Source organism: Nocardiopsis sp. iso_25 (genome assembly GCF_056173305.1).
This window is the reverse complement of record NZ_CM149667.1, coordinates 1,007,286-1,033,868: the sequence shown is the minus strand read 5'-3', so window position 1 is coordinate 1,033,868 and position 26,583 is coordinate 1,007,286. Positions and strand designations below refer to the sequence as shown.

The window sequence follows — 26,583 nt, the reverse complement described above, 5'->3', positions numbered from 1 at the left end:
TCACAGAGGCCGACGTCGTACCGCCGGCATGCGGATGCCGCCGGTCACCGAGGGGAACCCACCCAGTTTGCCACATCTCAGGTGGCGTCTCGAACGGCCTCCTCGGCCAGGACCTCCCGGTCGCGCCGGTCCAGCGCCTCCTCGGGCAGGGCCTCCGCCAGGTCGGGGCGGTTGCGCGCGGTCTTGCGCAGGGCCTGGTCGCGGCGCCAGCGGTCCACGGCGCCGTGGTTGCCCGACAGCAGCACCGGCGGCACCTCCCGGCCGCGCCAGGTGGCGGGCTTGGTGTAGACCGCCCCCTCCACGAGGTTCTCCATACCGCCGGAGGCGAAGGAGTCCTGCACCGCGGACTCGGTGTTGCCGAGGACGCCCGGCAGCAGCCGGGTGATCGCCTCGACCATCACCAGCGTCGCGGACTCGCCGCCGTTGAGCACGTAGTCGCCGATGCTGACCTCCTCGACGGGCATCCGCTCCGCGGCGTCAGCCGCGACCCGCGAGTCGATGCCCTCGTAGCGGCCGCAGCCGAAGACCAGCCGCTCCTCCTTGGCCAGGCGCTCGGCGTCGGCCTGCCGGAAGGGGCGGCCGCTGGGAGTGGGCAGGATCAGCCGCGCGGGGCCCTCCCCCACGACCTCGTCCAGCGCCTCGCCCCACGGCTCGGGCTTCATGACCATGCCGGGGCCGCCGCCGTAGGGGGTGTCGTCCACGGTGTTGTGGCGGTCGTGGGTCCAGGTGCGCAGGTCGTGCACGCGCACGTCGAGCAGCCCGGACACGCGGGCCCTGCCGATCAGGGACAGGTCCAGGGGGCCGAAGTACTCGGGGAAGATGCTGATGATGTCGATGCGCACGGCGCGCCCCTTCAGTCGGCGAGGTCGAGCAGGCCGGGCGGCGGGTCGATGACGATCCGGCCGCCGGCCACGTCCACCTCGGGGACCAGGGCCGCCACGAAGGGCACGAACACCTCCGCGCCGTCCGGGGTGGTCACCACCAGGAGGTCCTGCGCGTGGTGGAGCACGTCCGCGACCGTGCCGACCGGCTCCGCGCCGGTGGTCACCGCGGCCAGGCCGATGAGTTCGTGGTCGTGGAACTCGTCCGGGTCGTCCAGCGGCGGGATGTCCTCGGAGTCCACGAGCAGGGCGGTGCCGCGCAGCCCCTCGGCGGCGTCTCGGTCGGCCACGCCCTCGAAGCGCACGAGCAGGCGGCCGCTGTGGCGGCGCGTGGAGACGACGGTGAGCGGACCGGCCCCGGCCGGGTCGGTGTCCAGCACGGAGCCGTCGGCGAACCGGGCTGCGGGGTCGTCCGTGCGCACGTCCACGGCGACGTCGCCGCGGACTCCGTGCGCGCGGCCGATCCGGCCGACAACGAGTCGCATGGGGATTCTTCCTTCCGCCCCTCGGGGGGTGAGAAAACTGTGCCCGGGACCGGGCGCGTGCGGTGGGCACGGGCTCCGGAGTCCCGGGCACGGGTGCGGGGCGCCGACCGCTGGCGGTCGGCGCCCCGAGAGGCGCGTCAGCGCACTTCGTGCAGGTCCAGCAGGTCCACGCGGACGTAGCGGCCCCCGGCCAGGGCGCCGATGACGGTCCGCAGGGACTTGGCGGTGCGGCCGTTGCGGCCGATCACCTTGCCGAGGTCGTCGGGATGGACCCGGACCTCCAGGACTTTGCCCTTGCGGAGCCTCTTGGCTCTCACCTGGACGTCGTCGGAGTTCGCAACGATCCCCTTCACGAGGTGCTCAAGCGCCTCTTCCAGCACGTCAGGCCTCGCCCTCGGACTTCTCAGTCTCGGTGGTCTCAGCGGTCTCGGCGGGCTTGTCCGCCTTGTCCGCCTTCTTCTCGGACTTGCGGCCCTTGCCCTTGCCCTCGGCGCCGGGGAGCACGAGCTCCTTCAGAGCGGCCTGGAAGGCGGCTTCCTTGGCCTCGGGGTCCTTGGCCTCGGCGACCTGGAGCGGAGCCGGGGCGGGCAGGCCCTTGAACTTCTGCCAGTCACCGCTCTTGCGCAGGAGGACCTTGACCGCGTCGGAGGGCTGGGCGCCCACGGACAGCCAGTACTGGACCCGCTCGGAGTCGACCTCGATGAGGCTCGGGTGCTCCTTGGGGTGGTACTTGCCGATCTCCTCGATCGCCTTGCCGTCCCGCTTGGTGCGGGCGTCGGCGACGATGATGCGGTACTGGGGCGTACGGATCTTGCCCATACGCTTGAGCTTCAGTTTGACAGCCACTGGAGTGGTCTTCTCCCGATTAACGGTGTAAGGCGCCCGGCGGCGAAACCACGTGGGGTTGCGGCACCCGACGGGACAGACGTGGGTGGCGGGCTAGTTAGAGGGCTGGCCCGGCACCGTTAGTCGACTACTCATTGTGCCAGACGCGGACGTGTTCCCCGGACACGACACCGGCGACACCCGCGCACGGATCGGTGGCGGACACGGAGACGGCCCGTCCCCGGAACGTGGACGGGCCGCCCCGCCCGGTCTCCCGGGCGGCGCCAACCGCCCGTCTCCGAGGAGACGGGCACACGGCCCGGGCCCTGGGCCCGCCCGCGTCCGCGGTGCGGTCGGCTGCGCCACACGCATGGTAGCGCTCGGTCCCTCGGCCGACGGGCGCGAGGGCCGGTACCGGCCGCGCCTACTTCTTGGGCAGCTTGAAGTTGGACAGGTCGGGCATGTTGGGACCGCCGAAGCCGGGCGGGAGCGTGGGCTGGCCGCCGCCCCCCAGGCCCGGGGGCAGCTGCGGCGGCTGCTGGCCGCCCTCCTCCTGGCGGCGCTGGCGCTCGGCCGCGCGGTCGGCCTCCTGCTGACGGGCCTTCATCGGGTTGCCGCTGCGCTGCTTGCCCTTCTTGGCCTTCTTGGCCTGGGCCTTGGCCTTCTTGCGGTTGGCGCCGCCCATGCCCGGCATCCCGGGCATACCCGGCATGCCGCCGCCGCTCTTCATCTTGCGCATCATCTTCTGCGCCTCGAAGAAGCGGGTGACCAGGCCGTTGACATCGCTGACCTGGGTGCCCGAACCGTTGGCGATGCGCAGGCGGCGCGAGCCGTTGATCATCTTGGGGTTGGCGCGCTCGCCCGGGGTCATCGACTGGATGACGGCCTGGATGCGGTCCAGGTCCTTGTCGTCGATGCTGTCGATCTGCTCGCGCATCTGGCCCATGCCGGGCATCATGCCGAGCAGGTTGCCGATCGGGCCGAGCTTGCGGACCATCTGCATCTGCTGGAGGAAGTCGTCGAGCGTGAAGTCCTCGTCCGACGCCATGGTCGAGGCCATCTTCTCGACCTCGGCCTCGTCGAACGTGCGCTGGGCCTGTTCGATGAGGGTGAGGACGTCACCCATGTCCAGGATGCGCGAGGCCATCCGGTCCGGGTGGAAGAGGTCGAAGTCCTCCAGCTTCTCGCCGGTGGACGCGAACATGATGGGACGGCCGGTGATGTGGCGGATGGACAGGGCCGCGCCGCCGCGCGCGTCGCCGTCGAGCTTGGTGAGCGCGACCGCGTCGTAGCCGACCCCGTCGAGGAAGGCCTGCGCGGTGTTGACCGCGTCCTGGCCGATCATCGCGTCGACGACGAAGAGGATCTCGTCCGGGTTGACCGCGTCGCGGATGTCCGCGGCCTGCCGCATCAACTCGCTGTCCACGCCGAGACGGCCAGCGGTGTCGATGATCACCACGTTGTGGTTGTTGCGGCGGGCGTGCTCGACGGACTCGCGGGCGACCTGGACGGGGTCGCCGACGCCGTTGCCGGGCTCGGGCGCGAACACGGGGGTCCCGGCGCGCTCACCGACCACCTGGAGCTGCGTGACGGCGTTGGGGCGCTGGAGGTCGGCGGCGACCAGCAGCGGCGTGTTGCGGTCGGCGGCCAGCCACCGGGCGAGCTTGCCCGCCAGGGTGGTCTTACCGGCGCCCTGGAGGCCCGCGAGCATGATCACGGTCGGCGGGTTCTTGGCGAAGCGGATCTGCCGGGTCTCGCCGCCGAGGATCCCGACCAGTTCCTCGTTGACGATCTTGATGACCTGCTGGGCCGGGTTGAGGGCCTTGGAGACCTCCTCGCCCCGGGCGCGCTCCTTGATCCGCGCGATGAACTCGCGGACCACCGGCAGCGCGACGTCCGCCTCCAGCAGCGCGAGACGGATCTCCCGCGCGGTCGCGTTGATGTCCTCCTCGGACAGGCGCCCTTTACCGCGCAGCGAGGAGAAGACCGATGTCAGCCGGTCGGAAAGCGTCTCGAACACGAGTGTGGCCAGTCCTTCGTCTCGGAGTTGGTCTCCCAGCCTACCGGGCCGGGATCACCTCGCAGTATCACGAGGCGGGCGGGGCCGGAACAGGGCCGAGGGCGGGGACACCGTCCCCGCCCTCGGCCGCCGTGCGCTCGAATCAGCGCCCCGCGGGTACCTCTAGTTGCCCTCTTCCTCGGCCGTCTCCGACGCCTCCTCGGAGGGGGAGGCCCCAACCGACAGGGTGGCCTCGCGCTGCTCGGCGAGGGCCGCCAGCATCTCCTCCTGCTGGCCGCCGGTCAGGCCGCGCGTGGACAGCTGGGCCTCACCGTCGATGGGGTAGGTCTGCTGGACGGAGCTGACGATGTTGTAGTCGGCGCTGCACGAGAGCTCCAGCGTGCCGCCCGCCTCCAGGGTGCCGCTGTCCTCGCAGTTCTGCTCGCCGATGTCGGCGTTGCTGAAGGTGACGTCCATGCTCACGGCCACCTCGCCGCTGCCGTCGCCGCCCGCGTCGCGCACGGTCCCGGTCCAGGTGCAGTTGGGGCCGTCCTCGCACGTCATGGAGGGGCTGCCCTCCCAGCCGACCTCGATGCGGGCGTCCCGGGAGGAGGTCAGCTCCTCCTCGGTGGCGGTGGTGACGCCGTCGTAGAGCTCCTCGACGGCGGCGGTCTCGGCCTCGGCCAGGTCCAGGCGGACCTGGGGGCCGGTCTCGGCCTCCTCGGGGACGAGCTCCTCGATGGCGATGCGCTGGATCTGGCTGGTCTCGGCGTTGATCCAGACCTGGTTGCGCTCGCCCGCCAGGTCGATCCGGTAGGTGAGCGTGCCGTCCAGGTTCTCCTCGACGGCCTCCTCCGAGTCCAGCTCGATGCCGCCCAGGATGGCGGAGAGCTCCGGCGGGGCCAGGGAGGCGCTCGGATTGAACCCGGCCTGGGCCGAGGAGGCCCGCACCCAGTTCCCGTCGAAGTCGTCGAAGTCGGGGCTGAAGACGCCCTGGTCGAGCCAGAAGTCCTCCGCGGCGCGCAGGAACATCCTGCCGTCCGCGCTGATCAGCTCGGCCTCGATCCCGTTGGCGCGGACGGTGCCGCTGGCCGTGCCGCTGTCGGCGACGGTCAGCGAGGCGTCGCGCACGTCGGCGGAGCCGACGCTCTCGGCCACCTGCCCGGTGGCGGTGAGCGCCGGGTAGGCGGCCAGGTCGGCCAGGGCCTGCTCCATCAGCGGCGCCGCGGCCACCGGCTCGGCGGCCGTCGGGCTGGGCTCCTCCTCGCCGCCGCCCCCGGGGCGCAGGTGGCTGAGGTCGATGGAGCAGCCGGACAAGCCGAGGGCGACGACCGCGCCCGCGGCGGCGAGGGCCACGCGGCCGCCTCTGCGACCCGTGATGTGACTAACCGGCGCCATCTTGCCTCCTGACCCCGACATGTGGGGCACTGTACGAATCAGCATGGTTTCCGGGTGGACGGCGGGGTGGACGCGCCGGTCCCCGACCCGTTCCTGGTGTGGGATGCGAATGCGCGGCTCCCGGTTGTGCCGCGTGCCCCTTGTTCGGGGGGAGCCGGGAACGGGGCCGCCCGCGTGGCGGAGCCGTCGGTCGGGCGCCGTGCGCCCGGGCTCTACCGCCGTACCGCTCAGAGGGTACCGAACGGATACACAGGCCACAGCCAATACGGTGCCAGAAATGCCCATATATGCCATGAAAAGTGGCTGAGCACACGAACGGGGCTGACGGAGATCTCTCTCCGTCAGCCCCTGGACACCTCGCCGGGTCAGTGGCGCAAGGCCCGCGGCCTCGACGCTGAGGTCTAGGCCTTGGCCTTCGGCGAGGCCGTCTCCCCGCCCGGAGGCGTCGGCAGGGAGACCGCTTCCGTCGCGTCCTCGAGCTCGTCGAGTTCGTCGAAGGCGTAGGCGGACTCGGCGTGCAGCTCGTGGTCGAGCCCGTTGGTCTCCACCTCCTCGGGGATGCGGAACCCGATGACGAGGTGGATGACCTTGGCGATGACCCAGGTGACGGCGAAGGAGTAGAGCATGACGCCGATCACGGCGATGGCCTGGACGGCCAGCAGGCCGATGCCGCCGCCGTAGAGCAGGCCGTCGGAGCCGCCCGCCACACCCGCGGCGACGAGGCCGAGGATCAGGGAGCCGACGATGCCGCCGACCATGTGGATGCCCACCACGTCGAGCGCGTCGTCGTACTTGAACTTGAACTTCCAGCTGATGGCGTAGGCGCAGACCGCACCGGAGAGCAGGCCGACGGCGATGGCGCCGAGCGGCGTGACGTTGGCGGCGGCCGGGGTGATGGCGACCAGGCCCGCGACGGCGCCGGAGGCGAAGCCCAGCGCACTGACCTTGCCGTAGCGGAAGCGCTCGACGAGCATCCAGGCGCCGGTGGCGGCGGCGGTGGCGACCTGGGTGTTGACCAGGGCCAGGGCGGCGGTGCCGTCGGCGGCGTAGGCCGAGCCCGCGTTGAAGCCGAACCAGCCGAACCACAGGAGCGCGGTGCCCAGCAGGACGAACGGCAGGTTGTGGGGGCGCATCGACTCCGAGCCGAAGCCCTTGCGGCGGCCCAGGACGAAGGTCAGGGCCAGTGCGGCGGCGCCGGCGTTGATGTGCACCGCGGTGCCGCCCGCGAAGTCGATGACCGTGTAGCCGCCGATCTCCAGCTGCTCGATCCAGCCCTCGCCCCAGACCCAGTGGGCGACGGGGAAGTAGACCAGGAGCGCCCAGACCGGGACGAACAGCAGCCAGGCGCCGAACTTGGCGCGGTCGGCGATGGCGCCGCTGATGAGGGCCACGGTGATGACCGCGAACATCATCTGGAACCCGGCGTCGACCAGCAGCGGGTAGCCGCCGGTGCCGTCCTCGGCCGCAGGCTCGATCTCACCGATCAGGTTGGACAGGCCGACGTAGTCCAGGCCGCCGATGAAGGTGTCGAGCGCCCCGGGCCCGTCGGAGTAGGTGAGCGAGTGGCCGATGACGACCCAGAGCACGCTCACGACCGCGATGCTCGCGAAGCTCATCAGCATCATGTTGAGGACGCTCTTGGCCCGTGACATGCCTCCGTAGAAGAAGGCCAGGCCCGGGGTCATGAGCATCACGAGGGCTGCGCTGATCAGCAGCCACGCCGTGTTGCCGGAGTCAATCATTGCGTCGCCTCCATAGGACGGACGGGGGATTGTGTCTGTGAGGGCGGCGGTCAGCGAGCGCATCATCGGGCCCGATGCAGAACACCACGCAGGCAACTGTCGGACCGGGGTGTTTCTCGCCAGGACCCGGTGTGTTGCGCGCCGGTAAAAGGACAGACGGCAGTGTTAAGGCGTCATGAACCGAAGCCGCAGTCCGCGCGAACGCACGTGCACCGGCACAGAGCGACCCCTGTCACACCACCGGAGAGCGATTCCACGGTCGCGAAAGGTGACATCTCACGGGATCGGCGCGCACGCGGTCAGGTACCGGCGCCCCCGTGTTGCGCCGGGATTTCCACCACGTGTCGTGCATCACATCCGCGTTCCGACCGCCGGAGGGCCGGTCGCGGGAGGAGCGGACACCGGGAAGCCGGGTACGAAAAGGCCGGACACCCTTGCGGATGTCCGGCCGTGCGTCGTCGAGTCCCCCGTCACTCCGTGGACAGGATCGCGTCCACGAAGACCTCGGGGTCGAAGGGGGCCAGGTCGTCGGGGCCCTCGCCGAGCCCGACGAGCTTGACCGGCACGCCCAGCTCGCGCTGGACCTGCACGATGATGCCGCCCTTGGCGGTGCCGTCGAGCTTGGTCAGGGCGATGCCGGTGACGTTGACGACCTCGCCGAACACCCGGGCCTGGCGCAGGCCGTTCTGCCCGGTGGTGGCGTCCAGGACGAGCAGGACCTCGTCCACCTGGGACTTCTTCTCCACGACCCGCTTGACCTTGCCCAGCTCGTCCATGAGCCCGGTCTTGGTGTGCAGGCGTCCGGCGGTGTCGATGATGACGGTGTCGGCGCCCTCCTCCACGCCCCGCGCCACGGCGTCGAAGGCCACGCTGGCGGGGTCGGCGCCCTCCTCCTTGCGCACGACCGGGGCGCCCACGCGGTTGCCCCAGGTCTCCAGCTGCTCGGTGGCGGCGGCGCGGAAGGTGTCGGCGGCGCCGAGCACGACGCTGCGGCCGTCGCCGACCAGGACGCGGGCCAGCTTGCCGGTGGTGGTGGTCTTGCCGGTGCCGTTGACCCCGACCACCATGACCACGCCCGGGCGTCCGCCGTGCGGGCCGGTGTGCACGGCGCGGTCGGCCTCGGTGGTGATCTGGGCGAGCAGTTCCTCGCGCAGCAGCGTCCGCACCTCCTCCGTGCCGCGGGTGCCCAGGACCTTGACGCGGGTGCGCAGGTTCTCCACGATCTGCGCGGCGGAGGTCACGCCGATGTCGGCGGTGATGAGGGTGTCCTCGATCTCCTCCCAGGTGTCCTCGTCCAGGGAGTCGGAGGACAGGAGGTTGAGCAGGCCCTTGCCGAAGGCGTTCTGCGAGCGGGCCAGGCGCGCGCGCAGGCGGACCATGCGCCCGGCCGAGGGCGGCGGGGTCTCCAGCTCCGGCGGGGCGGGTTCGACGGTCTCCCGCACGGGCGGGGGCGCCTGGGCGGGGGGCGTGCTGACGGTCCCCGAGTCCCGTTCCCGGTCCTCCACTGCGGTGGCCCCGGCGGCGCCGCCGGTGGGTTCGGGTTCGGTCTCGTCCTTGCCCGGTTCGACCGAGCGCCGGGTCGTGACCAGGAAGAACCCACCGGCGGCCAGGAGCACGACGGCGATGATGATGGCGACGAGCAAGGTGATGTCCATAGCACCTTCCAGTGTTCCAGAGTGTGCGACGCGTTCGCGTCACGGCCGGGTGGCGCGCCGGGAACGAAGCGGGTACCGGTGACCCCCTCCCCTTCCCGGGCGCTCCGGAACCACCGGTGGCAGCGGGGTCTCAGGTGCCGCGGTGGCGCGTGGTGCGCAGGATGAGCACGAAGAAGGGCGCGCCGAGGAAGGCGGTGACCACGCCGATGGGCAGTTCCGCGGGGGCGATGAGGGTCCGGGCGACGATGTCCACCAGGACCAGGAAGGCGCCGCCGAGGAGCACGGTGACCGGCAGGATCGCCCGGTAGTTGGAGCCCACCAGGCGGCGCACGACGTGCGGGACGACGATCCCCACGAAGCCGATCAGGCCGCTCACCGACACCGCGGCGGCCGTGGCCAGGGACGCGGCGCTGATCACCACGATGCGCACGGCGGCCGGGTTCAGTCCCAGGCTGACCGCTTTGTCGTCGCCCAGGGCGAGCATGTCCAGCAGGTAGCCGCTGGCCAGCAGGACGACCAGCCCGACCACCGCGTACGGGGCGACCAGCCGCACGTCGTCCCAGCCGCCCCTGCCGAGTCCGCCGAGCAGCCAGGCGAAGATGCGCTGGAGTTCGTCCACTCCCATCTGCTGGACGAGGGTCTGGGCGGCGGACAGGAACGAGGAGACGGCCACGCCCGCCAGGACGAGCGCGGCGGTGCCGCCCCCGCCCGCGGTGGACCCGAGCAGGTAGGCGGCGGCCACGCCGAGCAGGGCGCCCGCGAACGCGGCGACCGGGACCAGGGCGCGCGGGGAGTCGCTGAACTGCGCGCCGAAGACGATGACCGTCGTCGCGCCGAGCCCGGCCCCGGCGGCGGCGCCGAGGAGGTAGGGGTCGGCCAGCGGGTTGCGGAACACGCCCTGGTAGGCGCCGCCCGCGGTGGCCAGGAGGGCGCCGACGAGCGCGCCCATCACCACGCGCGGCAGGCGCAGCTCCACCAGGACGGCCGCCTCCCGTTCGGTGAGGGGGGATGGCGTACCGAACGGCAGGAGGCTGAGCAGGTGCCGGGCGATGTCGGCCGAGGAGAGGGAGGCCGCTCCGGCGGAGACGCCGAGCAGGGCCGCCGCGAACAGCACGGCCAGTCCGCCCGCGGCCCACCCCAGCGGGAGGCCGACACCGCCCCGCACGTCAGTCCGCCGCGTTCTCGGTGACGGCCCGGCCGACCAGCTCGGCGAACTCGACCACGCGCGGCCCCCAGCGGGAGGCGATGTCGGCGTCGAGCAGGTAGACGGCGTCGTTCTGCACCGCGGTGACGGTGTCGAAGGCCGGGCGCCCGGCCACGTCGGCGACCGTCGACTCGTCCCCGTAGGACAGGAAGACCAGGTCCGGGTTCTGCTCCACGACGTACTCCTGGGACAGCTGCGGGTAGCCGCCCGCGGCCCCGTCGGCGTCGGCCGCGTCGGCGATGTTGACCAGGCCGAAGGACGCGTAGACCTGGCCGACGAAGGTGTCGGAGGTGGCGGAGTAGGAGGTCTCGTCGAGCTCCTGGTAGAAGGACAGGCCGGCGTCGCCGGTCTCCTCGCACACGCCCTCGACGATCGCGTTGAACTCGTCCTCGACCCGGGTGGCCTCGGCGTCGGCCTCCTCGGTGTGGCCGGTGACGTCGCCGAGCATGCGGATCTGGGCGTAGGTGTCCTCCAGGTCCTGGGCTGCGTCCAGTACCAGCGACGGGACGCCGACGTCCTCCAGCTGGTCGGCGGTCGCCTCGGCGCTGCGGGCGAGCAGGACCAGGTCGGGGTCGTACTCGGTGATGGCCTCCACGCTGGGCTCGAAGCCGCTCAGCGAGGTGGTGGGGGCCTCCTCCGGGTAGTCGGAGTACTCGTCGGCGGCCTCGACCCGGTCGCCCGCGCCGATGGCGAAGAGCATCTCGGTGTGGCTGGCCGACAGGGAGACGATCCGCTCGGGGGCCTCCTCGACGGTGACCTCGCCGGTGGCGTCGGTGACGGTGACGGGGAAGGTGCCGTCGCCCACGGGCAGGCGCTCGGGGTCGGGCTCCGGGGGCCCGCAGGGGGCGGAGGCGGCCCCGGTGGCGGGCTCGGCCCCGGGCTCGCCGCCGTCCTGTGCACCGCAGGCGGTCAGGGCGAGCACGGCGCCGAGAAGGACGGGGGAAAGGTGGCGTGCGGTCCGCACGGTGCTCCTTGTCGGGCGGGGGGAAGGAGCTGCGCGGTCCCGACGGAGGCGGCCTGTCCTTCCCACGAGGACGGGGACGTCGGTGTCGGGGAGGCGACCTGGCTCGTCCCCCGAGGGGGCCTCACAGTTGCGGGACAGCGCCGGGTTGGACGGCCGGTTGTGGCCGCGCCACCGGACTTCGCTCCGTCGACACCGGTCGGGCCGCCCGTGGGCGGCCCGGAACCTCCAGCGTACTCGGCCCGCCGCGCCCCCCGCGGGCACCCCGGCGGCTACCCTGGCCTGCGCTTTCTCCGGCGGGGCCGCGCTCCTTCGCGGCGGGGAGGCCGGGAGGTCGCCGCGCGGGGACGAGCCATCCCCTTTCGCATCTTTTATTGCTTTCGCGAAAAAAGAGAAGAATGACCGTTTTGATTATGTCTGCAAAGCAGAGGGGTGGTTCAGGCCCCTGTGTGTCCAGATTGAGCCTTGGTGAGCATTGACACTTTCATGGCGCACGGCAATGATCTCGTTGCTATGCGCGCCGATTAACCGATGACGGACATTAAGCGGCGTATCCCCCTGAGCACCACAGTCGTACCCAGTGGGGTACCCCCGCTCCCCCGGTGTCCTGAGGCGCGCACCGAGAAGGGATGTGTTGAAAAGGTGGTACCCCACCGCACGCGCCTGGCGTCGCTCGCCGGGTTGACACTCGTCGCGGGCCTGGTCGCGGCCGCACCGGCCAGCGCCGACGACGCCTCCGAGCTCGCCCCCCTGCACCCCGCCCCCTCCGCCGAGAACGGCGAACTGACCCACCAGGCGGACGGCCTGTGGTTCATCGAACTGGAGAGCCCCCCGACCACCGCCGGCACCTCCTCGGCACAGGTCGAGAACGAGCACGAGGCGTTCCGCGCCGAGGCCGAGGAGACGGGCCTGGAGTACACCGAACGGCACTCGTTCGGCGACCTCTGGAACGGCTTCTCCGTGGAGATGGACGACGCACAGGTGGGCACGGCACGGGAGATCCCCGGTGTCAGCGCCATCTACCCCGTCGTCACCTACGAGGTCCCCGAGGGCGACGCCGACGTCCCCGACCTGGACACCGCGCTGCCGATGACCGGGGCCGACATCGCCCAGAACGAACTCGGCCTCACCGGCGAGGGACTGCGCGTGGCCGTCATGGACACCGGAGTCGACTACACCCATCCCGACCTGGGCGGCGGCGGCTTCCCGAACGACCGGGTGGTCACCGGGTACGACTTCGTCGGCGACGACTTCAACGCGGGCGACCCCACCACCGTGCCCGCCCCCGACGACGACCCCCAGGACTGCCACGGCCACGGCACCCACGTGGCCGGGATCGTCGGCGCCCGGGGCGAGGTCACCGGTGTGGCGCCCGGCGTGGACTTCGGCGCCTACAAGGTGTTCGGCTGCGGGGGCTCCACCACCTCCGACATCATGATCGCCGCCATGGAGCGGGCCCTGGCCGACGACATGGACGTGCTCAACATGAGCATCGGCTCGGCGCACTCCTGGCCGCAGTACCCCACCGCGGTCGCCTCCGACAACCTCGTCGACGAGGGCATGGTCGTGGTCGCCTCCATCGGCAACGAGGGCGACACCGGCCTGTACTCCGCGGGTGCCCCCGGCCTGGGCGAGGACGTGATCGGCGTCGCCTCCTACGACAACACCCACATCCGGTCCGCGTCGGCGACCGCCAACCCCAGCGGCGAGACCCTGGCCTACATGGAGATGGGCGAGGCGTCCCCGCCGCCCACCTCGGGCGAGACCGACGAACTCGTCCACGTCGGACGGGGCTGCCTGTCCCTGGGCGACGAACTGGAGGCCGACCCCGAGGGCAGAACAGCCCTGATGGTGCGCGGCGCGTGCACCTTCGCCGAGAAGTACGACGCGGCCCTGGCCGCGGGCGCCACCGGCGTGGTGATGTACAACAACGTCCCCGGCATGTTCGCGGGCAGCGGCATCGTCGACCAGGGCGCGTTCTCCATCGGGATCTCCGACACCTCCGGTGCCCACCTGCTGGAACTCCTGGAGGGCGACGAGCCCGTCACCCTGTCCTGGACCGGTGAGAGCACCACCATCCCCAACCCGACCGGCGGGCTGATCAGCTCCTTCAGCTCCTTCGGCCTGTCCCCCGACCTGGCCCTGAAGCCGGACATCGGCGCGCCCGGCGGCCTGATCAACTCCACCTACCCCATGGCCAAGGGCGGCTACGCCACCATCAGCGGCACCTCGATGTCCTCGCCGCACGTGGCGGGCGGCGTCGCGCTGCTGCTGGAGGCCCGCCCCGACCTCGGCGCGCACGAGGTGCGCGACGTCCTCCAGAACAGCGCCGACCCCAAGGCCTGGTGGGGCGACCCCGACGCGGGCTACACCGACAACGTCCACCGTCAGGGCGCGGGCATGATGGACGTGCCCGGCGCCGTGCTGGCCACCACCGCCGTGACCCCGGGCAAGCTGTCCCTGGGCGCCACCGAGGGCGAGGTGACCGAGACGATCACCATCGCCAACGACGGTGACGAGGAGGCCACCTACACCCTGGACCACGAGAGCGCCCTGGGCACCCACGGCAACACCTTCACCCCCGGTTACAACGACGCCTCCGCCCAGGTGGCCTTCGACCGGGACGAGGTGACCGTCGCCCCGGGCGGAACGGCCGAGGTGCAGGTGACCTTCGCCCCGCCCGCCCAGGACTTCGCGCAGATGATCTACGGCGGCTACGTCTCCGTGGCCGAGACCGGCGGCGAGACCTACCGCGTCCCCTACGCCGCCTACAACGGCGACTACCAGCAGATCGAGGCGATGACCCCGATCACCGACGGCAGCGGCAACGTGCTCGAACTGCCGTGGCTGACCAAGATCACCGAGTGCGGCGCGTTCTCCGGCCTGGAGTGCGTGGGCGAGGGCGGCGGCACGTTCGAGAACCAGCCCGACGGCGCCGCCTACACCCTGGAGTGGGTCGACGGGCTGCCCGACGTCCCGTACGTCATCGCGCACTTCGACCACCACGTCACGCTGCTGGAGATGACCGTCGTCGACGAGCGCACCGGGCGCCCCGTACACCCGGACCGCAACGTCGGGGTGTCGGTGGACCACGTGAACCGCAGCGCGACCGGGACGTCGTTCTTCAGCTACGCGTGGGACGGCACGGTCCTGGACCGCCACGACCGGATCACCCCGGTCCGGGACGGCCGGTACCGTCTGGAGGCCCGCGCGCTCAAGGCGCTCGGCGACCCGGACAACCCCGACCACTGGGAGACCTGGACCTCCCCGGTCATCACCATCGACCGCGGAGAGTAGTACTCCCGAGGACCTCCGCTCCGCTTCGGTCCGTGTTCGGGCGCCCTTCGATGCGGGAACCCCGCGGGCGCCCGGACCGACCCCCATCGGCTGGGGCCGAAGCGAAGCGGAGGCCCGAAGAGGGCACGGGGCCGCTCTCCCCTCCGGGAGGGTGGCCCCGGCCGTGCGTCAGGCGGGGCGCTCCAGCTTCTGGCTGATCACCTGGGAGATGCCGTCACCCTGCATCGTCACGCCGTACAGCGCGTCGGCCGCCTCCATGGTGCGCTTCTGGTGGGTGATCACGATCAGCTGCGAGGCGGCCCGCAGCTCCTCGAAGATCACCAGCAGGCGCTGGAGGTTGGTGTCGTCCAGGGCCGCCTCGACCTCGTCCATCACGTAGAACGGGGACGGCCGGGCCTTGAAGATCGCGGCCAGGAAGGCCACCGCGGTCAGGGAGCGCTCGCCGCCGGAGAGCAGCGACAGGCGCTTGACCTTCTTGCCGGGCGGACGGGCCTCCACCTCCACGCCGGTGGTCAGCATGTCCTCGGGCGAGGTGAGCAGCAGCCGTCCCTCGCCCCCGGGGAAGAGCCGCCCGAAGATCGCCGCGAACTCCCGCTCCACGTCCAGGTAGGCGGAGGAGAACACCTCCTGCACCCGGGCGTCGACCTCTTGGACGATGTCCATCAGGTCCCGGCGGGTCTTCTTGAGGTCCTCCAGCTGGGCGTTGAGGAAGGCGTGCCGCTCCTCCAGCGCCGCGAACTCCTCCAGCGCGAGCGGGTTGATCTTGCCCAGCTGGTTGAGCTGGCGCTCGGCGGCCTTGGCCCGCTTGGCCTGCACCTCGCGCACGTACGGCAGCGGGACCGCGTCCTCCTCGGCGTCGCCCGGAGGGGGCACGGGCACGTTCGGCCCGTACTCGGCGACGAGGGTGGGCACGTCCACGCCCATCTCCTCGCTCGCCCTGACCTCCAGCTGCTCCAGGCGCAGGCGGCGCTCGGCCCGGGCCACCTCGCCGCTGTGCGCCGAGCTGGTCAGCTTCTCCAGGTCGACGGACAGCTCGCGGACGCGGGCGCGCACGGTCCGCAGCTCGGCGTCGCGCGCCTCCTTGTCCGCCTCGGCGGCGGTGCGCTCGGCCTCGGCCGCGGCCAGGGACACCGCGATCCGCTCCAGGGCCAGGCGGGCGCCCTCGGCGGCGGCCTCGGCGATGGTGGCCTGCGCGGCGCGGGTGCGACGGCGCTCGGCGGCGCGCTCCATGGCGCGGCGCTCCTCGAAGGCCTGGGCGCGCAGCTGCTCGGCGCGGCCCTCGATCGAGCGGGCGCGCTCCTCGGCGGTGCGCACCGACAGGCGGCGCTCCATCTCCGTGGCGCGGGCCCGCGAGGCCTGGGCGGCGAGCTCGTCACGGGTCTCGGGGTCCGGCGCGTCCTCCTCGATGGAGGCGGCCACCTCCTCGGCCTCGGCCAGCTCCTCCTCCAGCCGCTCCAGCTTGGCGGCCTCCTCGCCGCGCGCGGCGGCGGCCTTGGCGGCGGCGGCCGCGTACCGCTCGGACTCGGCCTCGGCGGAACGGGCCTGCCCGCCCAGCTTGCCCAGCCGCTGCGCGGACTCGTTGCGCCTGCGGTCGCCCTGGCGGCGGCGCGCGGTCAGCTCCTCGACCTCGGCGGCCAGGTCGGCGCGCTCGCGCCTGCGCTCCTCCAGTTCGGCGGCTATCCGCCCGGCGGCCTCGGTGGCCGTCTCCAGCCTCCCGGCCGCCTCGTCCACGGCCGCCTGGACCTCCAGCAGGCTCGGCGCGGCGGCCGAACCGCCGTGCACCAGCGCGGCGGAGAACACGTCCCCCTCGGGGGTGACGGCGCGCACGCCGGGGACCTTGCGGACCAGGTCGCGGGCGGCGCCGGCGTCGGCCGCCAGCGCGGTGCGGTCCAGCAGGGCGGTGACCGCTCCGGCCAGGTGTTCGGGGGCCACCACGGCGTCGAGGGCGTAGCGGACCCCGGAGGGCAGCGCGGGCCACTCCCCCCGGGGCACCGAGGGGACGGCCCGGGCGATGACGATCCCGGCGCGGCCCGCGTCCTCGGACCGGAGCAGGTCGAGCGCGGCCACGGCGGTGTCGGGGTCGCTGACCGCGACCGCTCCGGCGGCCGTGCCGAAGGCCGCGGCCACGGCGGTCTCCTGGCCGGACTCGACCTGGACGAGGGCCGCGAGGCTGCCGAGCATCCCCGGCAGGTCGGCGCCCAGTAGGGTGCCGGCGCCGTCCTTGTGCGCCAGCCCCAGCTCCAGGGCCTCCTTACGGGCGGCGAGCGCGGCCCGCTCCCCCTCGGCGGTGCGCTCGGCGTCGCGCAGCCGGTTGATCCCGGCGTCGGCCTCGGACAGGCGGCGGGCCGCCTCCTCCTGGGCGGCGTCGAGTTCGGCGTCGCCCTCGTCGAGACCGGCGGCCTCCTCGGCGGCCATCTCGTACTCGGTCTGGGCACGCTCCGCGCGTTCGGCGGCCTGACGGGCGGACTCCTCCAGCCGGGTGATCTCGTCCCCGTTCGAGGCGAGTCGGCCGCGCAGGCTCTCCACCCGCGCGGACAGCCGCACGAGGCCCTCCCTGCGCTCGGCGGAGGCGCGGTTGGCGGCCTCCAGCCGCTTCTCCTCGCGGTGCAGGGCGTCCTCGGCGGCGGAGCGCTCGGTGACGGTGGCCTCCAGGGCCTCGCGGGCCTCCTCCAGCCGGGTGAGCAGCTCCTCCTCCTGGGCGGCGGCCTCCTCGGCCTCCATCTCCAGTTCCTCGGGGTCACGGCGGTGGACGGGCTCGTCGGAGACGGAGGCCAGGTTGCGGTGGCGCTCGTTGGCCAGGCCGCGCACGGCGTCCAGGCGCTCGGTCAGGCGCGACAGCGCGTGGTAGGTCTCCAAGGCGCGGGCCAGGGCGGGCGCGGCCTCGGCTGCCTGCGCCTCCAGCTCGGTCTCGCGCTCCTGGGTCTGGGCGAGGGCGGCCTCGGCGGCACCGCGGCGGGCGAGGACCTCCTTCTCGTCCGCCTCCTCCTTGGCCAGCTGACCGGTGAGCGTGACGATGTCGTCGGCGAGCAGGCGCAGGCGGGCGTCGCGCAGGTCGGCCTGGATGACGGCGGCCCTGCGGGCCAGCTCCGCCTGGCGGCCCAGGGGCTTGAGCTGGCGGCGCAGCTCCGCGGTGAGGTCGGTGACCCGGTCCAGGTTGCCCTGCATCGCGTTGAGCTTGCGGATCGCCTTCTCTTTGCGCTTGCGGTGCTTGAGGATGCCCGCGGCCTCCTCGATGAGGGCGCGGCGCTCCTCGGGACCGGCGTGCAGGACGGTGTCCAGCTGCCCCTGGCCGACGATGACGTGCATCTCACGGCCGATGCCGGAGTCGCTGAGCAGGTCCTGGATGTCCAGGAGGCGGCAGGTGTCGCCGTTGATGGCGTACTCCGAGCCGCCGTTGCGGAACATGGTCCGCCGGATGGTGACCTCGGTGTAGTCGATGGGCAGCGCGCCGTCGGTGTTGTCGATGGTGAGGCTGACCTCGGCGCGGCCCAGCGCCTGGCGGGTGGAGGTGCCCGCGAAAATGACGTCCTCCATCTTGCCGCCGCGCAGGGACTTGGCCCCCTGCTCCCCCATCACCCAGGACAGGGCGTCCACCACGTTGGACTTGCCCGAGCCGTTGGGACCGACCACACAGGTGATGCCGGGCTCGAAACGCAAGGTGGTGGCCGACGCGAACGACTTGAAGCCGCGCAGCGTCAGATTCTTCAGGTACACCCACACCTCCCACGACGGTCACCGTTGATACACAGCGCGACCACCTAAGGGTGCCACGAAGCGGTGTCCGGAGGGCGGGGTTCTGGCTGGTGTCCCCGAGCGCCCGGCCTCGGAACCCGCGCCCGGGCGGAAAGGAGGGGGATGTCCGGCGGACACGGAGGGTTGCGGAAGGGTCCGCCGGGTACAACGGTAAAAAGAGCCGCAAGGGAAAGGAAAGTCTGCGGCGAAGCGGACTGAGGACAGCGGACCCGGTCCGTCGACGGTCCCGGCCAGGGACGCCTGACTCGTGTGTTCGGCGTCCCCGTCAGTGGGTCGACCACATCGGAAAGAGCAGCTCTGGCTGCGCCCGAAACGTCGACGGCGTCAGGTCAGGCGAGCGCCGGCTCGCGGTCGGTCGCGCCGGAGGCGGCATCGGTGACGGCCATGCTGAGCTGGTCGTTCTGTGCCTGGAGACGGCTGATCTCGTCCTCGAGGTCGCGTACCCGGTTCTGGAGCCGCCGCACCTCCGAGACCATCCGAGGGTCGGAGACGCCGACGTGGCCAAACAGAGCCTTCGCCATGATGTGGGTCCTCCACACTGAGTGACCAGTGATGATCCGCGCACGTGATGTCCCGTGGAAAGCCGACCGATGGTGGTCCGGCCCGGGTGGAAGATCTGCGCGATGTGTCTTCCAGAGTCTCACTGTGCGCGCCGCTGGTCAAGATTGGATTACGACAGTCCGTAACGGCCACGCCCCGGACAGGTATCCCGGGCAGGTGGCAGCGCACGATCCGAACACGGCTACCCCGGGTCCGGCCCGAACGCGCGGACCGGCCGCACGATGGTCGCCTCACACCCCGCGAGACCCTGCCGCGAGCCCCTGGGGACCGCCGCGGTCGCGCGGTGTGCTCGAATCGCGTTACCCCACAAGCATACTCACCGTTCGTCGAATCCGGTGAACGTCCCCCCAGACGAGGACCAACGTTCGACCACGGAGTCCACACGACCGGGTGTTGCACCGCCCCGGAGATGGCCAAGAAGCCGCTCGCACGCGTCCCTGGGGCCCTCCGCGACCACCTCGACGCGGCCGTCCCGGAGGTTCGTCGCCGCCCCGACCAGGCCCAGTTCCAGGGCCTTGGACCGCGTCCACCAGCGGAAACCCACGCCCTGCACGTGCCCGCGCACCCACGCGGTCACCCGGACGGCCTCGACCTCGTCCCCCACGGACCGACTCCTTACTTACCTGGCAGACATACTTTGCTTGCCGACACGCCAAAGGGGCCTTATTTCCGGCCGCCGGGCGCCCTCTGGCAGGTCGGACAGCTGTAGGAGGAGCGGTTCATGAACGCCTCGCGCACGATCAGGGAGCCGCACCGCCCGCACGGGCGGTCGCGGCGGCCGTAGGCGTTGAGCCCGCGCTCGAAGTAGCCGCTCTCACCGTTGACGTTGACGTAGAGGCCGTCGAAGGTGGTGCCGCCCACCTCCAGTGCCTCGTTCATCACCTGTCCCACGTGACCCAGCAGCTCCACCGCCTCGGCGTCGGACAGCCCCCGCGTGGAGCGCGCCCAGTGCAGCCGGGACCGCCACAGCGCCTCGTCGGCGTAGATGTTGCCCACCCCGCTGATCAGCGACTGGTCCAGCAGGGCCCGCTTGACCTCGGTGCGCCGGGCCCGCAGCGCCCGCACGAAGTCCTCGGCGACGAAGTCGGGGTCCAGCGGATCCAGGGCGATGTGGTCCACCGACGAGGGCACGTCCTCGCGCGCCCCGGGCACGTCCACCATCAGGTGGCCGAAGGTGCGCTGGTCGACGAAGCGCAGCTCGGTGCCGTCCGACAGGGGCAGGCGCACCCGCAGGTGCCTCTCGTCGGGCTTGCCCTCGGGCTGGACCAGCATCTGCCCGCTCATGCCCAGGTGGGTGAGGAGCATCTCGCCGCTGTCCAGGACGAGCCACAGGTACTTGCCGCGGCGCCGCGCGGCGGTGGGCACGCGGCCCGACAGGCGGGCGGCGAAGTCGGCGGGACCGGGCAGGTAGCGGCGCACCGCGCGGGGGTGCAGGACCTCGACGGCGCCGACGGTGCGGCCCAGGGCGTGTTCGGCCAGGCCTCGCCGGACGACCTCGACCTCGGGGAGTTCGGGCACGGCCGCCTCACCCCTGCCCGTCGCCGGGGACGGCACCGGCCGCGCCCGCCGTGTCGGCGGCGGCCTCGGAGCGGGCCTTGATGGCCTTCCACGCGGACTCGGCGGCCTGCTGCTCGGCCTCCTTCTTGCTGCGCCCCTCGCCCAGACCGTAGCTCTCCCCCGCGACGCGGACCGTCGCGCGGAAGGTCTTCTGGTGGTCGGGCCCGCTCTCGTCCACGTGGTACTCGGGGACGCCCAGCATCTCGGCCGCGGTCAGCTCCTGGAGGGAGGTCTTCCAGTCCAGGCCCGCGCCCAGCCCGGAGGCGGTGGCGATGAGCGGGTCGAAGAGGCGGTGCACGAACTCCGAGGCCACGTCCAGGCCGCGGTCCAGGTAGACGGCGCCGATGACGGCCTCCAGGGTGTCGGCGAGGATGGAGGACTTGTCGCGGCCCCCGGTCCCCTCCTCACCGCGGCCGAGCCGGATGTAGGCGCCGACGCCCAGCCCCCGGGCGACGTCGGCGAGGGCGCGCATGTTGACCACGGCGGCGCGCAGCTTGGCCAGCTGCCCCTCGGGCAGGTCGGGGTGCTTGCGGAAGAGGGTGTCGGTGACCACCAGGCCGAGCACGGAGTCCCCGAGGAACTCCAGGCGCTCGTTGGTGGGCAGGCCGCCCTTCTCGTAGGCGTAGGAGCGGTGGGTCAGCGCCCTGAGCAGGATCTTCGGATCGACTTCGACCCCGATGGCCTGGTGGAACGCCTTGGCTTCGGAGACGGGGAGTTGGTTGGCCACTCGTTCACTTCCCTGTTCGTACGCGCCGGGCTGCGGCGCGCGGACGGCTGGAGTCGGGTGCGGCCCCCGCGGCTCCGTCAGGGTGCTCGAAAACGAGGTGACCGTCGCGGGAGGCTCCGCTCCCCCGGCAACCACCACGAACTCGGGAACCCGGGAGAGCCCGGACCGCCGTGCGGCGCGCGCACGCTCCCGCGCGCCGGTGCTCGTCGTGTATCACGCTTTGTTCCTTGGGATCACTCTACAAACCCGCGTACGGCGGCGCTCAAGGAGTACGAGGGCAGGGGGCCGAATCCGCGCGGACACCGCCCGCACCGGCGCGGGCACCCGCCGCGCACGCGGGGAGGCACGGGCACGGGCACGTGACTCAGCACGTGCGCGGGCACGGACGCTCCGCCCGTCGACCGGTGACAGCACTTCGGGGCGGACCCCTGTGCGGGATCCGCCCCGAGATGGCTGGGGAACCGGGTGCGAGGACCCGGGACCCGTCATCCGCCGGACGCGTTCGGCTGCGGTGCGCAGGACCAACGATGTGATCCACGGCGCGCCTAGGCCGGGTTGGTGACCTGGCGGTTGTTGTAGGTGCCGCAGGTCGGGCACGCGATGTGGGGCTGCTTGGGGTCGCGGCAGCGCGGGCAGTTGACCAGCACGGGGCGCGACGCCTTCCACTGGGAACGGCGGGTCCGGGTGTTGCTCCGCGACATCTTCCGCTTCGGGACGGCCACTTCAATCCTCCTGGGTCACCCCCGCGCGGTCGCGGGAGGTCGCTTCTCTCGGTCACCCCGCGCACTGTGGCGGGGAAGGTGTGCCCCGGTCGGCGGGGGCTCGCCCGGGGGCGGCCGTCCGCGATCGGTGCACGAGCTCATCGTTCGCCGGGGTCGTCCGCGATGTCGCGGAGCGCCTCCCAGCGCGGATCGATGTTGTCGCCGTGGCCGTGGTCGGGCCCGGCCTCGGCGAGTTTGGCACCGCACTCGGAGCACAGGCCGGGGCAGTCCGGACCGCACAACGGTGTGAGCGGGAGCGCGAGCACGACGGCGTCTCGGACCACGGGTCCGAGGTCGAGGAGATCGCCCTCCAGATAGTAGTCCTCATCCTCGTCGTCCGCGTCCTCGTCCGTTCCCGCCACCGCGTCGTCGTCGGCGGAGTAGCGGTACAGCTCCTGGAATCCGGCCTCGACGCCGTCCGAGATCGGGTCCAGGCAGCGCGAGCACTCCGCGGTGAGCTGGCCGCGGACGGTGCCGGTGACGAGGACTCCCTCCATCACCGCCTCCAGGCGCAGGTCCAGCTCGACCTCGCTGCCCTCGGGCACGGCCGCCATCGCCGTGGCGAACGCCTCGGGGACGGTGACGATGCGGTTGACGGTCCGCATCGACCCCGGCTGGCGGCCCAGCTGGCGGGTGTCGACCACGAACGGGTCACGAGGATCTAGGCGAGACAGGGTCATCGGGCTTTCACGAGGATTGCGGGAGCAGCACCGGCACGTGCGGGAGACGTCGCGTGCGACGGGCGCGGCCGGTGTCGGGGCACGTCGAGAACCGACGGTACCCATGGTCAAACCGAGATTCTACCCAGCATGTACCCTGCCGCCCAAATCAGCCCCGGCCCGGTGGCGGGACGGGCGGCGGGGCCGAACCCCCGGGGCCCGGTTCAGAGGCCCTCGGACCTCCTCTGCGCGTACTTCTCGCGCAGGCGCTCCTGGACGTAGGGGGTGACCAGGCTGGAGACGTCCCCGCGGTGCTGGGCGATCTCGCGCACGAGGCTGGAGGACAGGAAGGAGTACTGCGGGTTCGCCGTCATGAACACCGTCTCCACGCCGGAGAGCTGGTAGTTCATCTGGGCGATCTGGAGCTCGTAGTCGAAGTCGCTGACCGAGCGCAGGCTGCGGACGATGGTCTCGATGCCGTTCTCCCGGCAGAAGTCGACGAGGAGGCCGTCGAACTCGCTGACCCGGACGTTGTCGAACTCGGCGGTGCCCTCCCGGAGCATGCCGAGCTTCTCCGGGACCGTGAACAGGCCGCGCTTGTTGACGTTGTTGAGCACGGCGGCGACGACCTCGTCGTACTGTTTGGCCGCCCGGCCGATGATGTCGATATGACCGTAGGTCACCGGGTCGAAGGAACCCGGGCAGACGACACGGCGCACGGTGGATCGCCCCTTTCAGCAACGAACGACGTTCGGGTACCGCGATGGTAGGGCTTGGCCCCCGCGCGGATTCGGGCAACACCCGTTTAGCGGACGTCTCCGTCCGTGGTCGGGACGTGTGCGTTCTTTGCGCGCACCGCCTGCCATGACGTCCGAAGCGGGCCTCCCCTCCCGAACCGGCGGCCTCCTCCTGGCCGTGTTCTAACCCCGTTCCCCGCCGTCGCCGGGGAGGCGCGCCGGGGCCGGGGACGAGGCGCGCGGGGTGGGCGACGGGCACGGAAGTACCGCGCCGCAGGCGTCAGGTGAGGGTGGTGGCGGGCGACGGGTGGGCGTACCAGAGGACCGCCTCCCCGTACCCCCGGCTGCGGTCGCGCTCCAGGCCCTCGGGCCAGGAGGGTTCGGCACCGCGCTTGGAGCGTTCGACGACGACCACGGCGTCCTCGGCCAGCCAGCCGCGGCCGACCAGGTCGGCCAGCACCCCGGCGACCTCGGCGTCGGTGACGGCGTAGGGCGGGTCGGCGACGACGAGGTCGTAGGGGTCGCCGGTGTTGTCCGCGCCGACCACCCGCTCCACGCGGTCGGCGACCAGTCGCGCCCCGGGGAGCCCGAGCGTCTGGATGTTGCCCCGCAGCACCTGGGCCGCCCGGCGGTCGGCCTCCACCAGCAGCGCGTGCGCGGCGCCCCGGGACAGCGCCTCCAGACCGATGGCCCCCGAGCCCGCGTACAGGTCCATCACCCGGACGCCGTCGAGGGAGCCGAGGTCGGACTGGACGGAGGAGAACAGCGCCTCGCGGGCCCGGTCGCTGGTGGGGCGGGTGTTACGGCCCTCGGGGACGGAGATGCGCCGTCCACCGGCCGTACCGGCGATGATGCGGGTCATGCCCCCACGGTAGCGGCCGGGGTGCGCGGGCGCCCCGATACGCGGGCAGCACGAGACTGGCGGCCCGGGGACCCCCCGCTTTCCACGTTAGGCCCCGGCGCGCGGGCGGCACCAGGTCCAACCACGGCCTGTGGACGACGCCGCGGCCCGTGGACGACCGGGCGCGCCACCGGGAGCCCGCCCTCCGCTCCTGAGCGCGGCCGGGCGGGGCGCCCCGGTCGTTCAGGCCTTGTCCAGGTACTCCGCCCGCTCCTCGGGCAGCAGCGTCTCCAGCGCCCGGGCCAGCGGCGGGTGCCCGGTCAGCGCGGGATCGGCCGCCACGTAGGCCGTCGCCTCCTCGCGCGCGGCGCCGATGAGCTCCTCGTCCTTGAGCAGGGTGAGCATGCGCAGGCTGGACCGGGCGCCGGACTGCGAGTCGCCAAGCACGTCGCCCTCGCGGCGCATCTCCAGGTCCACCCGGGAGAGTTCGAAGCCGTCGGTGGTCGCGGCCACCGCGGCCAGCCGCTCACGCGCCGGGGAGCCCTCCTCGGCGTCGGTGACCAGCAGGCACAGCCCCGGCAACCGGCCCCGGCCGACCCGGCCGCGCAGCTGGTGCAGTTGCGAGACGCCGAAGCGGTCCGCGTCCATGATGACCATCACTGTGGCGTTGGGCACGTCCACGCCCACCTCGATGACGGTGGTGGAGACGACGGCGTCGGTGTCCCCGGCCGAGAACCGGCGCATCACCGCGTCCTTGTCGTCGGGCGCCATCCGGCCGTGCAGGACCTCCACGCGCAGTTCGGAGAGCGGCCCCTCCCGCAGCCGCGCCGCCACGTCGAGCACGGCCAGGGGCGGCCTGGCGCCCGCGGCCTCCTCGCCGTCGCCCGCGCCGACCTCCTCCTCCGCCTCCTCCTTGGCGTCGTCGCCGATCCGCGGGCAGACCACGAAGGCCTGGTGCCCGCCGCCCGCCTCCTCCCGGATGCGCTCCCAGGCCCTGGCCAGGAAGTGCGGCTTCTCGCTCGCGGGCACCACGTGCGTGGACACGGGCGCGCGGCCGGTGGGCAACTGGGTGAGGGCGACCACGTCGAGGTCGCCGTAGACGGTCATCGCGACGGTGCGCGGGATGGGCGTGGCCGTCATGACCAGCACGTGGGGGCGCCCGTCCACGGCCTTCTCCCGCAGGGCGTCGCGCTGCTCCACGCCGAACCGGTGCTGCTCGTCGACCACCACCAGCCCCAGGTCGGCGAAGGACACGTGCTCCTGGAGCAGGGCGTGGGTGCCCACGACGATCCCCGCGGCGCCGGACGCCGCGTCGAGCAGGGCCTCCCGGCGGGAGGCGGCGTTCATGGAGCCGGTGAGCAGGGCCACCCGGGTGGCGTTCTCCGCGCCGTCGATCTGCCCTGCGCGGCCGAGCGCGCCGAGCATGGCGCTGATGGACCGGTGGTGCTGCTGGGCCAGGACCTCGGTGGGCGCGAGCATGACGGCCTGGCCGCCGGAGTCCACGACCCGGAGCATGGCCCGCAGCGCCACCAGGGTCTTGCCCGCGCCGACGTCTCCCTGGAGCAGGCAGTGCATGGGGTGGGCGGCGTCGAGCCGCTCGGCGAGGCGTTCGCCCACCTCCCGCTGGCCCTCGGTGAGGGTGAACGGCAGTTGGGCGTCGAAGGAGTCCAGGAGTCCGTCGACCGCGCCGGGCCGGGGCTTGGCGGGCAGGTCCTCCGCGCGGTGGCGCCGCTGGGCGAGCGCGAGTTGCAGGACGAAGGCCTCGTCCCACTTCAACCGGCGGCGGGCGGCGCCGACGTCGGACCACTCCGCGGGCCGGTGGACGCGGCGCAGGGCGTCGGCGACGCCGAGGAGTCCGCGCCGTTCGCGCAGTTCGGGGGGCAGCGGGTCGGGCAGGCTGTCCACGTCGGCGAGGACGATGTCGACGGTGCGGGCGATGGTGGTGGAGTCCAGGCCCTTGACCGCCGGGTAGACGGGGATGAGTTCCTCGGCGTAGGCCCGGGCCCGTTCGCCCTCGTGGCCGTCCTCGTCGAGGAGTTCGTACTGGGGGTGGTCGAGCTGGCGGCGGCCCTTGAAGGTGGAGACCCGGCCGGAGAACATCGCCAGGCGCCCGGGCACGAGGGCGCCCTGGTGGTAGGAGCCCCGGTTGAAGAAGGTCAGGTGCAGGCGCCCGGTGCCGTCGGTGACGGTGGCCTCCATCATGTCCATGCGGCGCCGCCCCTGCCGCGCGGGCACCGTGCGCCGCTTGGCGTCCAGGACGCGGGCCTGCACGGTGACCTCCTCGCCCTCGCGCAGTGCCGCGAGGTCGGTCAGGTCGCCGCGCCGGTCGTACCGGCGCGGGTAGTAGCGCAGCAGGTCGCCGAGGGTGTGCAGGTCGAGCTTCTCGGCGAGGGCCTTGGCCGTCTTGCCCCTGAGGGGCCCCCTGCTCAGCGGTTCGTCCCAGGTGCTCACGTGTGCTTCCCGTCTCGGATCGCCGGTCACCGCCACGGTAGTCCTCCGGTGCGACGTCCGCGCGCCTTCCCGCCGCCGCGGTCGGCCCT

At 72.4% G+C, this 26,583-nt stretch carries 21 protein-coding genes; 1 reads left to right on the top strand and 20 read right to left on the bottom strand.

Going from position 1 to position 26,583, the window contains the following annotated elements:
• Positions 1 to 77: 77 nt before the first annotated feature.
• The 10 genes from trmD to AC0VX6_RS04670 all read right to left on the bottom strand — a co-directional run bounded on the left by trmD (position 78) and on the right by AC0VX6_RS04670 (position 11,153).
• Positions 78 to 842 (bottom strand): tRNA (guanosine(37)-N1)-methyltransferase TrmD, encoded by a 765-nt coding sequence (gene trmD, locus AC0VX6_RS04715; protein WP_274976356.1) that lies wholly within the window; start codon positions 840 to 842, stop codon positions 78 to 80.
• An 11-nt stretch (positions 843 to 853) separates the two neighbouring features.
• Positions 854 to 1,366: a ribosome maturation factor RimM gene (rimM, locus tag AC0VX6_RS04710; protein ID WP_212641390.1), complete on the bottom strand. Its 513-nt coding sequence runs from the start codon at positions 1,364 to 1,366 to the stop codon at positions 854 to 856.
• Between the two features lie 137 nt (positions 1,367 to 1,503).
• Entirely contained in the window at positions 1,504 to 1,746 is a 243-nt protein-coding gene (locus AC0VX6_RS04705) for an RNA-binding protein (protein ID WP_013151282.1), read from the bottom strand.
• Position 1,747: 1 nt separating this feature from the next.
• Positions 1,748 to 2,212 carry a 30S ribosomal protein S16 gene (rpsP, locus tag AC0VX6_RS04700; RefSeq protein ID WP_013151281.1) on the bottom strand — a complete coding sequence of 155 codons (465 nt, stop codon included), beginning with the start codon at positions 2,210 to 2,212 and terminating at the stop codon, positions 1,748 to 1,750.
• A gap of 403 nt (positions 2,213 to 2,615) precedes the next feature.
• Complete coding sequence (gene ffh, locus AC0VX6_RS04695) at positions 2,616 to 4,211, bottom strand: signal recognition particle protein (RefSeq protein WP_475467455.1); 1,596 nt, start codon at positions 4,209 to 4,211, stop codon at positions 2,616 to 2,618.
• A gap of 162 nt (positions 4,212 to 4,373) precedes the next feature.
• The gene (locus AC0VX6_RS04690) at positions 4,374 to 5,588 is read right to left on the bottom strand and encodes a LolA-like protein (RefSeq protein WP_475467453.1); all 1,215 of its coding nucleotides are present in this window, start codon (positions 5,586 to 5,588) and stop codon (positions 4,374 to 4,376) included.
• A gap of 401 nt (positions 5,589 to 5,989) precedes the next feature.
• Positions 5,990 to 7,330, bottom strand: coding sequence for an ammonium transporter (locus tag AC0VX6_RS04685; RefSeq protein ID WP_274976353.1), 1,341 nt, complete (start codon positions 7,328 to 7,330; stop codon positions 5,990 to 5,992).
• Positions 7,331 to 7,800: 470 nt separating this feature from the next.
• A complete protein-coding gene (ftsY, locus tag AC0VX6_RS04680) occupies positions 7,801 to 8,985 on the bottom strand; it encodes a signal recognition particle-docking protein FtsY (protein ID WP_274976352.1) in 1,185 nt (394 codons plus the stop codon).
• A 130-nt stretch (positions 8,986 to 9,115) separates the two neighbouring features.
• Positions 9,116 to 10,150, bottom strand: coding sequence for a FecCD family ABC transporter permease (locus AC0VX6_RS04675; protein ID WP_475467451.1), 1,035 nt, complete (start codon positions 10,148 to 10,150; stop codon positions 9,116 to 9,118).
• A 1-nt stretch (position 10,151) separates the two neighbouring features.
• Positions 10,152 to 11,153 carry an ABC transporter substrate-binding protein gene (locus AC0VX6_RS04670; RefSeq protein ID WP_475467449.1) on the bottom strand — a complete coding sequence of 334 codons (1,002 nt, stop codon included), beginning with the start codon at positions 11,151 to 11,153 and terminating at the stop codon, positions 10,152 to 10,154.
• Positions 11,154 to 11,792: 639 nt separating this feature from the next.
• Between AC0VX6_RS04670 and AC0VX6_RS04665 the strand changes: the two genes are divergently transcribed.
• A complete protein-coding gene (locus AC0VX6_RS04665) occupies positions 11,793 to 14,447 on the top strand; it encodes a S8 family serine peptidase (protein ID WP_475467447.1) in 2,655 nt (884 codons plus the stop codon).
• Between the two features lie 168 nt (positions 14,448 to 14,615).
• Here the strand turns inward: AC0VX6_RS04665 and smc are convergent, their stop codons facing one another.
• The 10 genes from smc to recG all read right to left on the bottom strand — a co-directional run bounded on the left by smc (position 14,616) and on the right by recG (position 26,494).
• Positions 14,616 to 18,161, bottom strand: coding sequence for a chromosome segregation protein SMC (gene smc, locus AC0VX6_RS04660; protein ID WP_475467446.1), 3,546 nt, complete (start codon positions 18,159 to 18,161; stop codon positions 14,616 to 14,618).
• 368 nt (positions 18,162 to 18,529) lie between these two features.
• Positions 18,530 to 18,721, bottom strand: coding sequence for a hypothetical protein (locus AC0VX6_RS04655; RefSeq protein ID WP_019608670.1), 192 nt, complete (start codon positions 18,719 to 18,721; stop codon positions 18,530 to 18,532).
• A gap of 356 nt (positions 18,722 to 19,077) precedes the next feature.
• The gene (locus tag AC0VX6_RS04650; RefSeq protein WP_013151271.1) at positions 19,078 to 19,365 is read right to left on the bottom strand and encodes an acylphosphatase; all 288 of its coding nucleotides are present in this window, start codon (positions 19,363 to 19,365) and stop codon (positions 19,078 to 19,080) included.
• 59 nt (positions 19,366 to 19,424) lie between these two features.
• Positions 19,425 to 20,279: a bifunctional DNA-formamidopyrimidine glycosylase/DNA-(apurinic or apyrimidinic site) lyase gene (mutM, locus tag AC0VX6_RS04645; RefSeq protein ID WP_274976346.1), complete on the bottom strand. Its 855-nt coding sequence runs from the start codon at positions 20,277 to 20,279 to the stop codon at positions 19,425 to 19,427.
• A gap of 7 nt (positions 20,280 to 20,286) precedes the next feature.
• The gene (gene rnc, locus AC0VX6_RS04640) at positions 20,287 to 21,045 is read right to left on the bottom strand and encodes a ribonuclease III (protein WP_274976345.1); all 759 of its coding nucleotides are present in this window, start codon (positions 21,043 to 21,045) and stop codon (positions 20,287 to 20,289) included.
• 545 nt (positions 21,046 to 21,590) lie between these two features.
• A complete protein-coding gene (gene rpmF / locus AC0VX6_RS04635; RefSeq protein ID WP_013151268.1) occupies positions 21,591 to 21,767 on the bottom strand; it encodes a 50S ribosomal protein L32 in 177 nt (58 codons plus the stop codon).
• Between the two features lie 137 nt (positions 21,768 to 21,904).
• Entirely contained in the window at positions 21,905 to 22,486 is a 582-nt protein-coding gene (locus AC0VX6_RS04630) for a YceD family protein (protein WP_274976344.1), read from the bottom strand.
• Positions 22,487 to 22,689: 203 nt separating this feature from the next.
• The gene (gene coaD / locus AC0VX6_RS04625; protein ID WP_475467445.1) at positions 22,690 to 23,184 is read right to left on the bottom strand and encodes a pantetheine-phosphate adenylyltransferase; all 495 of its coding nucleotides are present in this window, start codon (positions 23,182 to 23,184) and stop codon (positions 22,690 to 22,692) included.
• Positions 23,185 to 23,482: 298 nt separating this feature from the next.
• The gene (gene rsmD / locus AC0VX6_RS04620; protein ID WP_274976342.1) at positions 23,483 to 24,064 is read right to left on the bottom strand and encodes a 16S rRNA (guanine(966)-N(2))-methyltransferase RsmD; all 582 of its coding nucleotides are present in this window, start codon (positions 24,062 to 24,064) and stop codon (positions 23,483 to 23,485) included.
• Positions 24,065 to 24,286: 222 nt separating this feature from the next.
• Positions 24,287 to 26,494, bottom strand: a complete 2,208-nt coding sequence (gene recG, locus AC0VX6_RS04615) for an ATP-dependent DNA helicase RecG (protein ID WP_475467444.1) — start codon at positions 26,492 to 26,494, stop codon at positions 24,287 to 24,289.
• Positions 26,495 to 26,583: the final 89 nt, after the last annotated feature.